The sequence below is a fragment of the Vulcanisaeta moutnovskia 768-28 genome (genome assembly GCF_000190315.1).
In the GTDB taxonomy this organism is placed as follows: domain Archaea; phylum Thermoproteota; class Thermoprotei; order Thermoproteales; family Thermocladiaceae; genus Vulcanisaeta; species Vulcanisaeta moutnovskia.
Window position 1 is genome coordinate 1,325,342 of the sequence record NC_015151.1, and the last position, 12,042, is coordinate 1,337,383.

The 12,042-nt window shown below is 43.8% G+C and carries 13 protein-coding genes; 5 read left to right on the top strand and 8 right to left on the bottom strand.

The window, feature by feature from the left end:
- Nucleotides 1-60: 60 nt before the first annotated feature.
- From VMUT_RS12815 to VMUT_RS06955, 4 genes are all read right to left on the bottom strand, one after another.
- Nucleotides 61-234 (bottom strand): hypothetical protein, encoded by a 174-nt coding sequence (locus tag VMUT_RS12815; protein WP_013604711.1) that lies wholly within the window; start codon nucleotides 232-234, stop codon nucleotides 61-63.
- A gap of 227 nt (nucleotides 235-461) precedes the next feature.
- The gene (locus VMUT_RS06945) at nucleotides 462-863 is read right to left on the bottom strand and encodes a nucleotidyltransferase family protein (protein ID WP_013604712.1); all 402 of its coding nucleotides are present in this window, start codon (nucleotides 861-863) and stop codon (nucleotides 462-464) included.
- Nucleotides 853-1,269: a type VII toxin-antitoxin system HepT family RNase toxin gene (hepT, locus tag VMUT_RS06950; RefSeq protein WP_013604713.1), complete on the bottom strand. Its 417-nt coding sequence runs from the start codon at nucleotides 1,267-1,269 to the stop codon at nucleotides 853-855. The genes VMUT_RS06945 and hepT overlap by 11 nt, the downstream gene beginning before the upstream one ends.
- Nucleotides 1,270-1,314: 45 nt before the next feature.
- The gene (locus tag VMUT_RS06955; RefSeq protein WP_013604714.1) at nucleotides 1,315-2,709 is read right to left on the bottom strand and encodes an MFS transporter; all 1,395 of its coding nucleotides are present in this window, start codon (nucleotides 2,707-2,709) and stop codon (nucleotides 1,315-1,317) included.
- A 137-nt stretch (nucleotides 2,710-2,846) separates the two neighbouring features.
- On the opposite strand from VMUT_RS06955, the gene VMUT_RS06960 reads away from it, so the two are divergent.
- A complete protein-coding gene (locus VMUT_RS06960; RefSeq protein ID WP_013604715.1) occupies nucleotides 2,847-3,440 on the top strand; it encodes a 50S ribosomal protein L5 in 594 nt (197 codons plus the stop codon).
- A gap of 31 nt (nucleotides 3,441-3,471) precedes the next feature.
- Here the strand turns inward: VMUT_RS06960 and VMUT_RS06965 are convergent, their stop codons facing one another.
- Entirely contained in the window at nucleotides 3,472-5,592 is a 2,121-nt protein-coding gene (locus VMUT_RS06965) for an ABC transporter substrate-binding protein (protein WP_148224702.1), read from the bottom strand.
- A 104-nt stretch (nucleotides 5,593-5,696) separates the two neighbouring features.
- Between VMUT_RS06965 and VMUT_RS06970 the strand changes: the two genes are divergently transcribed.
- The gene (locus tag VMUT_RS06970) at nucleotides 5,697-6,674 is read left to right on the top strand and encodes a S66 peptidase family protein (RefSeq protein WP_158304797.1); all 978 of its coding nucleotides are present in this window, start codon (nucleotides 5,697-5,699) and stop codon (nucleotides 6,672-6,674) included.
- 1 nt (nucleotide 6,675) lies between these two features.
- Here VMUT_RS06970 and VMUT_RS06975 read toward each other — a convergent pair whose 3' ends face one another.
- A complete protein-coding gene (locus VMUT_RS06975) occupies nucleotides 6,676-7,524 on the bottom strand; it encodes a class II glutamine amidotransferase (RefSeq protein ID WP_013604718.1) in 849 nt (282 codons plus the stop codon).
- A gap of 52 nt (nucleotides 7,525-7,576) precedes the next feature.
- On the opposite strand from VMUT_RS06975, the gene lysA reads away from it, so the two are divergent.
- The 3 genes from lysA (at nucleotide 7,577) to VMUT_RS06990 (ending at nucleotide 10,479) form a co-directional block, all read left to right on the top strand.
- Complete coding sequence (gene lysA, locus VMUT_RS06980) at nucleotides 7,577-8,782, top strand: diaminopimelate decarboxylase (RefSeq protein WP_013604719.1); 1,206 nt, start codon at nucleotides 7,577-7,579, stop codon at nucleotides 8,780-8,782.
- Nucleotides 8,783-8,848: 66 nt separating this feature from the next.
- A complete protein-coding gene (locus tag VMUT_RS06985) occupies nucleotides 8,849-9,358 on the top strand; it encodes a PaaI family thioesterase (protein WP_013604720.1) in 510 nt (169 codons plus the stop codon).
- A gap of 47 nt (nucleotides 9,359-9,405) precedes the next feature.
- Nucleotides 9,406-10,479, top strand: coding sequence for a CaiB/BaiF CoA transferase family protein (locus VMUT_RS06990; RefSeq protein ID WP_013604721.1), 1,074 nt, complete (start codon nucleotides 9,406-9,408; stop codon nucleotides 10,477-10,479).
- On the opposite strand, the gene VMUT_RS06995 is transcribed toward VMUT_RS06990, so the two are convergent.
- Both VMUT_RS06995 and VMUT_RS07000 read right to left on the bottom strand, forming a co-directional pair.
- The gene (locus VMUT_RS06995) at nucleotides 10,476-11,276 is read right to left on the bottom strand and encodes a menaquinone biosynthesis family protein (RefSeq protein ID WP_048056930.1); all 801 of its coding nucleotides are present in this window, start codon (nucleotides 11,274-11,276) and stop codon (nucleotides 10,476-10,478) included. The genes VMUT_RS06990 and VMUT_RS06995 overlap by 4 nt on opposite strands.
- 25 nt (nucleotides 11,277-11,301) lie before the next feature.
- On the bottom strand, nucleotides 11,302-12,039 hold the full coding sequence (locus VMUT_RS07000; protein WP_237699622.1) for a menaquinone biosynthesis protein: 738 nt from the start codon (nucleotides 12,037-12,039) through the stop codon (nucleotides 11,302-11,304).
- Nucleotides 12,040-12,042: the final 3 nt, after the last annotated feature.

Sequence of the window (12,042 nt, forward strand, 5' to 3'; positions counted from 1 at the left end):
TTCCTCCCTCCACGTAAGCACCCAAACACACTCCCTCCTAGCCTCCTCAATACTCACAACTCAATTAAGCATTGCGTTGAAGTCCTGCCTAAGGGCCCTAAGCTCGTTAAGTATTGCCTCAAGACCCAGGGCACCGGCTATGGCAAGCCGAAACTCCTCATCAGTCCTAATCAACTCCAGCACAATCCTCCTAACCTCATCCCTACTAACCACATTAACCCAATTATTGAACATTGCAGGGATTAATAACTCTTCCCGTTGTGTTGGGTCGCACCATCATTAATTAGGGTTGCTGTGCTTTGGGTGTGTAGAGTCGCCGTGATTATAGATATACGGCGACTCTTCAAGTCCAAGTTATGGCTTTACTATTATCATTGATAAGGTCCTAATTGGCATAACGACCCTAGAAATACTGAGTTTAATGATAGACTCAACAACGGGCACCCTCGGAAGCACCATACCTACTGTATTGAATCATCATCACGCATTACTAGGTATAACTCATCGAGTGTCTCTCTTATCAATGCCTCGTATAGGCCATCAACAGCCTCAAGAATTATGAGGCCGTGCTCCATTATCGAAAGCCTAAATTTAGGGTCGATATTGATTAGCGGCACGACATCCACAGGCATGCCAAGTACCTCTTCAAGCCTTGTTCCAAGGCTTAATAACGCATTAAGGTCGAGATTCTTCCCGTAAACCGCAATGTCTATGTCCCTAAACTCATTAAGTTCCACGAAACTACCGAATAATATCCCAAGGGAGATACCGTACTCCCTAAGTATATCCCTAATTCTTGAAATAATTAATTCCCTCTCCTCACGTCTCATTGAGTGATAGATATACTCGCCACTAAATTCCATAACGATCCCTCAACCTATTTATGAAACTCGCCAGGTTTTTAAAGTTCGACTTAATGCTTTGATATATTAGGTAATCATCGATTACCCAATACCTATGAACAAGCAGGTTCCTAAGTCTTACAAGTCTCGTTAAATCCTCGTACTCATTCATCATTAATAAGCCCTTATCTCTTAATATCATTAGTGCATTTATCGGTGTCCTAGGTCTTTCATTTAATTCTCTACGTACTATATGCATCGCTAATGCCATTACTGCCTCTGCAATGACTATTAACTCATACCTAATGGCCATTTTATCCTCATCGCTTAATTCATCATATGGCTTATTTGTTATTCTTTCAATTTCCTTTATCGCATCCTCAACATCCCTAATAAGGCCCTTAATAAATTCCTTAGAAACACCCACGTTGGTCTTTAACGCCCTGTTTATTTTAAGGTTATTTTTAGTACGTTACTGACTTATACCTAGTTCTCCCGAGGATAGTTCCAGGGGCTTACCCTTAGGTTCCTTTATGAATAGTGCTGTGAATATTACGCCAATTATCGCCACGGCAACCAATACGAGTAATAGGTTCGACATCACCATGTACTTGGCCGTTGCGCTCAATGCGCTACTTGTTATTGGGAAGAGTAGTGGAATGAATAGTGCAGCTATTGTTGCGCCAAGCTTACCACTGCCCGCGGCTATCCCGTGGCCCGTAGTCCTGAACCGGGTTGGGAACACCTCAGTTGGTAGTATGAATGTGGTCACGTTGGGACCGACGTTAGTGAAGAACTGGGCTAGGCCATATAGGGCTATTATGGCCGCTGGAATTATTATGCCGTTCCTTAGCATGAGCGCCGTGATTAAGTATGTAGCGGCCACTATTGAGAAGCCCATTATCTGCATGGACTTCCTACCCATTTTATCCACTAGGAAGGCCGCCACGTAGTAACCAGGGACTAGGAAGGCCAGAACGACGTATAACTGTATGTATATACCAGCCAATGGGTTCTTGGCTAGGCCTATTGCCGAGGTTACGAAGGGACCAAATATGTTTGTGCCATAGAAGAACACATCAAGTGCAAACCAGGGTATTGCAGTACCAAGTATTACCGGTAAGTACCTAAGTAAATTCCTGTAAATGCCATTACTGGCATTATTTACATTATTAATTTCCACATCCTGCCTTAGCACGTCCTTAACGGCCTTCTTGGCGCCCTCAACATCACCCTTAACGAAGTACTCAAACCTAGGCGTCTCATGAACCCTACGCCTAAAGTAAATGACTATGGCGGGCATCACTGCACCGAACCCAAGTATTATTCTCCAGGCAATGTCTGGGTTTATCTTAGCATTTAATAGACCGAGGCCGAGTAGGGCAGCCGTAACAATGCCCCATCCCTGCATTGAGAAGACCCCCGCCACGAATAAGCCTCTACTTCTCGCCGGTGCATACTCACTCATTAACGTGGCGCTTATTGGGTAATCACCACCAACTCCAAGACCTAGTATGAACCTTGTTATCCAAAGCATTGTTGGGTTTATTGAGAATGCAGAGGCTATGGCTCCAGCCGCCAATAGTGCTGCCTCCACACCGTATATGTACTTCCTGCCAAATATATCGCCTATCCTGCCGAATATGAAGGGGCCTATCACTGCGCCAAACAGTGCGGCTGATGATATTAGGCTTATTTCTGACGCTGTTAACGACCAAACCTGCTTTAGAAAGACCAGAGCTACTGATATTGCAAATAGGTCATAGGCATCCGCGAAGAAACCTGCGCCTGATATGAATAGGAGCTTTAGGTGTCCTGGTGTCGGTTTTGACCAATCAAGCGGTTCAAAGGGTGTTTTATTCGACATTATGAACCGTATAACTAAAGCTTTAATAGGGCTTTTGTCAGTAAAATAATAATCATATATATTAATAAATATACTTATATATCAACGCAATTCCCATGAGGCAAATTTTTATTAATGCCAAGTAGCCACGTATAGCGATGCCTGTCATAGACCTAGCACAGGTGGATTTAAGGGCATTAACACCAGATCAACTGGACTGGAGAAAGTTCGTATTACCTGTTGATCATCCAATGAGGGTTATTAGGATTGAGAAGGTCGTGGCCAACATAGGTGTTGGACAAAGTGGGGAGAGACTTGAGAAGGCTGCTAAGGTCCTTGAGGAATTGACGCAGCAGGAACCAAGCTATAGGCTTGCCAAGAGGTCGATTAAGGATTGGAACATTAGGAAGGGTGAACCAATAGGTGTGGCAGTCACATTAAGAAGAAATAAGGCTGTTTGGTTCCTACTGAGGACGCTGGCTGCAGTGGACTTCACACTGAGGGAAAATTCATTCGATGACTGGGGCAACGTGGCCTTCGGAATTAGGGAGCACATAATGATACCGGGTACGAAGTATGACCCATCAGTCGGTGTTTGGGGCTTAAACGTAGTCACAGTACTCGCAAGACCAGGATTAAGGGTCATGTACAGGAGGAGGGCTAGGTATGACGTTGGTAAGGAACAAAGAGTATCAAAGGCCGAGGCAATGAAATTCTTCCAAGAAGTACTCGGTGTAAAAATAATAAAGTAAATTTTAACTTATTTTTAATAAATAATAATTATTATGTGTTGGCTATTGTTCCGTTGCTGTATTGGATTACTTGTGTGCCGTTGCTGTAGGTTATTACGTATAGTGTGATTGGTTGGTAATACATTGTGTTGTAAAAATATTCATCCCATGTCCATACGACTCCCTTGACGTATGGCTGTACGATTAAATAATTAATAGGCCATGGTAGCCATATATATGGTGCTTGCCAGTATGTTATGTTGTAGACTTCGGCGAGCATCTGCAGCTGCTCTGTTTCATTGGTCACAAAGGGCATTGTTAAAGTCAGGTTATTCACAACAGTATTATTAAACCAAGCTTCATTTGCACCATAAACACCGCCTTCTATTACATTCAATACAGGGAATAATAATTGGAATAACGGGTCTGGCCAATCGGGATACCATCCTAAATCGACCATTGTTGGCGTTATTTGCGGATTGTACCATGTACCACTTTCTGCTGTTGTTACGTATTCTATTGATGTTGGTATTCCTATTTGGCTTAGGTCCTGAGTTATTATCTCAAGCTGCTCCTCAACTAGTGGCGTTATTGGCGGAATTACTGCAATTGGTATTGCCGGTAGTTTTTGTCCGTTGGGATTACCGATAGTCGTGCCATTTGGTAGTACCGTGTAGAAGTTACATTCCCAACCGGATTTATTGAGGTACTCAATGGCTAGGTTAGGATCGTATGAATACATGGGAAGATTATCAGGGTTATAGAATGGAATGTATGCCGGGTTCGACGGTCCTAAGTACAGTTCAGCAAGTGTTGTGTTGAGTAACGGTGAGTAGTAAGTGTATAGTAAAGCCGTGTAATTAACGGCATGGACTACGGCTAGTCTGAAGTCTGTGCAGTTAGTAGGCCATTCATAAACATTCATTGATATGAAGAGAACACCCGCTGGTTGATATCCAAGTAGTCGTATTATTGATTGTGGTGGTAGGTATTTGTTGTATGGCCATGCTGTGTATATTTGGTCTAGGAATGGTGGGCTTACGTAGCTTATTTGTGCCTCATTGCTTGCGAATAACTCAACCCTATCAGTATGAGACATGGTATACTTGATATCGATTATTTGTATGTGGGCTGGTTGGTCAAGCACTGGTAATGAACCAGATGGATAACTATTACCCCAGTAATTCGGATTAGCCTTAAGAACAATCTCCGTAAACTCACCAGGAGTACCAGAAACACTCTCAATCTCATAAGGACCAGTACCAGGTGCACCATACTGATCTAAGTAACTATTTGGTGTGTTTGGTTGTACTCCGCCATGAGCATCTACGTAGGCTGGTGGAACCACAGCACCCCAAGCATTAGATATGTCTAGTAGGAAGTACATGTATGGATGTATTAGGTTTATTTCTACTTCGTATGGCCCTAGGACTACGACTGCTTGATTGGGGTATGTCATGAGCTTTTGGATTGTTGCATTGTTAACGTTGAAGTTACTCAATACATTGGCTAGTGCGTAGGCGCACAGCGTTGCATTACTGATGTACGCTGGGTTACCCGTAACATTAGTAAGAGCGTGACAAACACCCCATGGTATGGCATAACCAGTCTCCAAATACTTCGTATAACTAAAAAGTAATTTCGGATAGTTGCTTACTCCTGGTCCTTGTCCCATGATTATTGTCCTATAGAAGCTGAACCATACCACGGTTGCGTTGAATGGTTCACCATCAGTGAAGTAAACGCCCTGCCTAAGCGTGAAGATGTAGTGCTTGTAGTCGGGGCTGATCGTCCAATTAGTGGCCAACATAGGAACAACATGCATATAATCACTACCATTCCAAATAACCAACTCCTGATAAACGACGTCAAATATTGGTGTATCAACTTCATAAAAGCCCGTGGCTGGGTCTAGGTAATCAGGAGATATCGTGACTGAAATATCCACTAATTCATTTGGGTTTGGTGGTGCCAATGTAATTGTTTGGTTCGAGACCACGGTGACTGTTGGCTTCGTAACGTTAGTAGTTGTAGGTGGTGGAGAAGGCGCAGTGGGCTTAGGATGATAAGTAACAGCAAAATAAGCGCCTAGTGCTATTACCACTATGATTACCACTATTAGGGTTATTAACGCAGCACGAGACAAACCCCCATTTAACCCTTGTCTAAGCACCTCTTAATGCTTATTAACTGACATTTAAGTTTTCCTATTTTAGAAATTGAATATTTGTATAACGCCTAGGTTATCATTATAAATACCCTGTTATGATTAATTATGTGAAGTATTCAATTAAACCTAGGAGACTTAGGCCTGGTTCTACAATAATGCTTGTGGCACCTGCCAGTTTTCCTCAGTATCCCAGTATGAATTTGATGCTTGGTATTCAACTCCTTAAGAAGATAGGCTTTAATGTAGTTCTTGGTAAGTCTGTTAGGGAGTCCTGGGTCCGCTGGCATTTGTCTGGACCTGATGACATACGCACTAAGGACTTACTCGAGGGATTTAAGAGGAGTGATGTTGATGCCATTTGGTGCGTACGTGGTGGTGCTGGTTCCCTAAGGCTACTTAACATGATTGATTATGACTTAGTTAGGGAGAATCCTAAGGTTATTGTTGGCTTTAGTGATATAACGGCGATACAAAACGCAATATACTCAATGACTGGCTTACCGTCACTACAGGGACCAATGCCCTCCGTAACGCCTAAACCCGGTGATGAGATAGGCTGGGCTAGGTTCAAAAGGGACTTGGAGTTGGCCGTGAAGATACTCACGGGCGAAACATTGGAGTTGAAACCTACTGAGGATGGCCCATATCCGAAAGTTATAAATCATGGAAGGGCTAGGGGAAGCATTATTGGTGGTAATCTAACACTCTTCACGTTGCTACAGGGTACGCCGTATAGGCCCGATCCAGGTAATAAGGTATTGTTCCTGGAGGATATTAATGAGGAGGCATATAGGGTTGATAATTACCTAACTGTATTAAGGTTGAATAAGGCTTTATCTACTGTTAATGCCATTGTTTATGGAGAATTCCCAGAACCTGAGGATAAGGGTCCTCATCCAAGCCTTGAGGAGGTTATTATTGAGGATACCAGGGGAGTTACAGGGGCGCCTTCATTCATTGGTTATCCCTGTTGTCATGGTGGTGATGAGCATGGATACAATGTGTATTCCGTACCAATTGGCATAGACGTTGAGGTTGATGCTGATGATGGAATTATGACAATGATTGAACCACTCACTGAGTAAACTAGGCTTTACTGCAGTTAAAATCGCTGGTTGATAACCTGCAGTATATTAATTCACCCGTACCTGGCTCAAGCTCCCTAGTATCTCCTAACTTGGCTAGGCCGTAGGCTCTAACTAACGTGCTTGATGCTGCGAATACACCATTATTCAACCTCCCAATAAAGAGGTTGTAGTACCTCCTCCTTCTCTCGTTATTTATAACGTCACTATTATACATGGTCGTTATAAACAACTCCGCACAGCATGGCTTAATCAATAGTATACCCGTATTTAATGCGGATTCCACACCATTAATCTCCCTAAGTAGCCCCGCAAGTTCCTTGATTGTTGATTCCAGGTCACCAACCTCATTATACATTGACGCAATTAAGTGGGTAAGCACGTAAGTGTCTGATGCATCATCTACATTAAGTTCCACACCATACTCCCTCCTCAGTATCTCAAACAATGCATACTTATTAACAACACCATTATGAACAACGTGCAATTCACCATCCCTCGTATAGACCATTGATGGATGAACGTTCTCAATTCTAATTAACTTCTTGTCTGCCGCGTTAAGTACGTGAAAGATCCCGTAAGACTCACCTGACATTAATAACCTACCTATTACCATCCCAAGTGATTGGTAATTATCATCCTTATAAATCGGCGTTAATGACCTGTAATACCACTTAAGTGCTGTACTAACGCCATAACTAACCACTGTGAATCCCCATCCATCACTGTGATTAATAACGCCACTGGGACCCATGGGATCTGCCTGGGCGGAATTCCTAAGGGCAGAGAGTCCATTAATAACCAATTCACTGGCTGATCCATTGCTTGAGAATACGAATACCCTACACATTATCCCAGTATTCAAGTCGAATACTTAAAAATACATTGCTGTGCTTACTATCGTGAGCAATTGCATTGTTGGTAATGGAATTAATCTTACTGAGTTAGCGAATAGGTTTGGCACTCCCCTCATTGTTTATGATCTCGGCAGAGTTGAGGAGAATTATAGAGCCATTAGGGATTCCATTAATGCCAAGATCCTCTACTCAATCAAGGCTAATCCCAACCTGGCAATACTAACGCTACTCAGGAAACTTGGATCTGGAGCTGATGCTGCATCACCTGGTGAGATATTCCTAGCCACGAGGGCTGGTTTTGAACCCAGTAATATATTATACACGGGTGCCTATCGTTCACTTGATGATATTAAGTACGGAATTAATACAGGGGTCTTATTTAATTTCGACTCGAGAAGGGAATTCGAGAGAGCACTAGCCCTTGGTTACAGGCCTAGGACCATATTCTTCAGGGTTGACCTGGGTTATGGCAGGGGCTTTGCGCCTGGCGTCACATTGGCCGGTGAGGAGAGTAAGTTCGGCATGTTCTTGAACGACGCTATTGATGCATATAGCCTCGCTAAGTCCATTGGTACTGAGGAGTTCGGTATACATGCAATGATGGGTAGTAACGTTCTTGATTCTGATTACTTCATTAGGATTGCCGAGTTACTTAGGGAGCATGCGGAAACTATTGAGGATAGGGTTGGTATTAGGATTAGTTATTTCGATATGGGTGGTGGGTTTGGTATACCGTACAGACCAGGTGAGAAATCCCTTGACTTGAGTAAATTAAGTGTACTTAGGAACTTCTTCCCTGGTGAGTTATGGGTTGAGCCTGGTAGGTTCATTGTTGGTAATGCGGGTTACCTGGTGACTAGGGTTACTGAGGTTAAGAGGAAGGGTGGTAGGACCTTTGTTGGTGTTGATGTTGGCATGAACGTTCTCATTAGACCCATGCTTTACGGTGCCTATCACCAAATGATCACGTGTGGCAATAATACTGAGGTAACTGAGGTTGTTGATGTTGTTGGGCCCATTTGTGAGAATACTGATAAATTGGCGATTAATAGGGAATTACCGAGGGTTAGGGAGGGCGACTTACTCATTATTCTTAATGCAGGTGCCTACGTCTACTCAATGAGTAGTAATTACAATGGTAGGCCCAGGCCTGCTGAGATCGTTGTTTACAGGAATGAGTACGGAATAGCCAGGTTTAGGGAACCACTTGATTCACTTGTTACTGGGCAGGTCATTCCTGGCTTTATTTAGGTTACTTACCACTATTTATTCACCAGGACAACTTTGCTTAAATAGGCCTTCCTTCTCCAGTATCACGTGTCGGCATGGGATGAATTAATGAAGACTGTTGGTTCAATAAGCAGCATTAGGGAGTTGTTTCTCAAGGCTAGGTCAGCCGGTTTTAATGTTGCTGAGTTGATGAATAATTACCTGCGTAGTGAGCCTCTATTCAACTTCATTGGTCTTGAGTTTGTTGAGGTTGGTGATGGTTTTGTTAGGGCTGTTTTTCCCTATAAGCGTGAGATTTTGAGGCGTGGTGGTATGGTTCATGGTGGTGTTGTTATGACTGTTATTGATACTGTCCTTGGTACTGCCGTGATGACTGTTAATGATGGTATTGATCAATACACGGCGGAGCTTAAGGTACACTTCCTAGAGCCATTAATAAATGGACCATTCACAGTAGAGGGCAGGGTAATAAGGACTGGCAGGCACTTGGCAGTTGCAGAGGCCCACGTATACGACACAAACAAAAAACTATGCGCCGTGGGAATAGGAACATGGTTCATGGTAAAGAATAGTGGGCAGAAGGGCAATAATCATTGATTCCCAGGGTTAATTATTCTTATTAACCTAGGCTTGGAATTTACTTAATGTATAGGGTTCTGGACCTGACCAGGCTTTATCCTGGTGGTGTCGCCACGAGATTACTAGCTGACCTTGGTTTTGATGTTATTAAGGTTGAGGATACGGAGGTTGGTGATTACCTCAGGGAGATATCGCCAAAGCTCTTCGAGTGGTTGAATGCTGGCAAGAGGAGCATTGCCATTAACCTAAAGACTAATGAGGGCAGGGAACTATTCTACAAACTGGTTAGGGACAGCCACGTGGTTATTGAGGGCTTTAGACCTGGCGTTACCAAGAAGCTAGGTATTGATTATGAAACCCTCAGGGGTATTAATAATAGGATTGTTTACTGCTCAATAAATGGTTATGGAGAGTATGGCCCATACTCAGGGCTTCCAAACCATGACATTAACACAGTTAGTGTCGCCGGTTTACTAGACCCTAACCTCTTCAGTGATGGCGTGCCTAGACCACTCACTGTGCAAGTTGCCGATGTTGGTTCAGCCCTACTATGTGTCATTGGAATACTAAGCCTACTGCTACGTGGTATTGGCGGTAGGGTTGAGGTCTCAATGATGGAGACTGCATTACTCTTCAATACACTAAACATGGCCATGACGTATGAAAACGCCGACCCAAGCCTAACAGGTAAGTACCCATTCTATAACGTCTATAAGTGTAGGGATGGCTACATAACAATTGGTGCCATAGAGATTAAGTTCTGGCAGGGACTATGCAGGGCATTGAACCGTGAGGACCTAATCAATAGGCAGTTCGATAAGGAAGCCATAAGCGAATTAAGTAAGGAATTAAGTAAGTACACGGCTGCAGAGGCCCTCAGGCTTCTTTGGAGTTATGATGTACCGGCGGCCCCCATAAACTCCATAAAGGACTTCGAAAAAGACCCACAATTAACTGCAAGGGGCTTTAATGGAAAGGACTTCCTCAACCCATTATTAATAAATGGCATTAGGCCAGGCATGAGGGGTAGAGCGCCAAAATTGGGTGAGAACACCATGGAGATATTGATTGAAATGGGCTTACCACGTGATGAAATAAGTAAATTAGCCGAATTAGGCGTAATCATTAAATTGACCTAAATAAACAATAATTGAACCTCAGGTAATAAACCACTTTCACGACCCATCTCAAGTAGTACTCTAATCGCCTTCTCACCGTCGACGCCCATATCCATTGTATAGTCATTCACGTACATCCTAACGAACCTGTCAGTATCACTCATGTTCAAACCCCTTGAGAACTTCATGGCGTGCGTTAGAGCCTCCTCTCTATGGCTCATTGCGTATCTAATGGACTCCAGCAATGCTTCCTTAACAGCCTTGGCCATGTCGATTCCCAGGGACGCCCTAACAACATCTAGGCCTAGGGGTGTTGGTAGTTTTGTCTCTTCATACCACCACTCACCAAGATCAATGACCTTCTTAAGGCCATACCTTTCATAGGTTATTTGGCCCTCGTGTATTAGGGCGCCGGCATCAACAACACCGGCCTTCACGGCATCCATAATTCTATCAAAGGGTATCTCCACGGTCTTTACATTAGGCATTGCTAACCTGACCATTAACGTCGCCGTGGTGTAGGTGCCTGGCACAGCCACTAGCTCAGGCTTTGCGGTGTTACTCACAATGACTGGGCCGTACTTAAACCCCATGGATGCACCGACCCTAAGTATGTAGTATTTACTACCTATGTATGCCATGGCGTGTGTGCTCACAGCCGTGATGTCGATCCTACAATGGACCGCCAATTTATTTAGTGTCTCAATGTCGACCAGGAATTCCCTAACCGTGAATGGCACTTTAATCAGACCCTTCTTTAGTGCATAAAACATGAATGCATCGTCTGGATCAGGGCTATGTCCAATCAATAACTCCATCATGCTGGGGTTTCGCCCTGTGGTATTAAGTTTTATTGCCTAGGAATCGTAGGCAATTATTTATGCCGAATATCCTCAGCTCCTCATTAATCCCTGAAATGACCCTATCATCAACCCTATACCTAATGGCACTAAAGTACTGCCTAATTAATTCTCTGGACACGCCAAGCTTACCCGCGGTATACTGAATAACAGGTTCCGGGTCCTCCTCAAAGAGTTTGAGGGACCTTTCAATGGCGTTTACGACCATGTTCAACTCCTTCTCATCATAATTCCTAGTCACAGCCATGACCGCATACACCAGGGGTAGGCCGACCCTCTCCCTCCATAGCTCACCCACGTCTAGTATGTACGGGTAACCAGCATCAACCATCCTCAGGGCATCATCACCAATAACAAGCACAGCACCAAAATCCCTCAACGCCCTGTATGGATCATCAATGACCTTAAGGTCAATACCCAATAACCTCCTCACAGCCATTGCATTAACGCTTGTGTCACTAACGGCCGCATAACCGGAGCCCAATCCCCTGAATAACCTGGCCGATATTACTGCCCCATCACTATAAATCGCGATCTTTGGAACGACGTATAACACGTCACAGTTATGCGCAGCGTGTGTTAGTGGCACGAAGCCTATGCTTGTCCTGCCCTCCAGGAGTAGCCTTATTGACTCATTATTACTAGCCCATATTGGATTAAGCCCCGAGTAATAGAAGAGTGGGTTCGAGTGCGCGTACTTTAGTCTAACGATACTCATCATCAC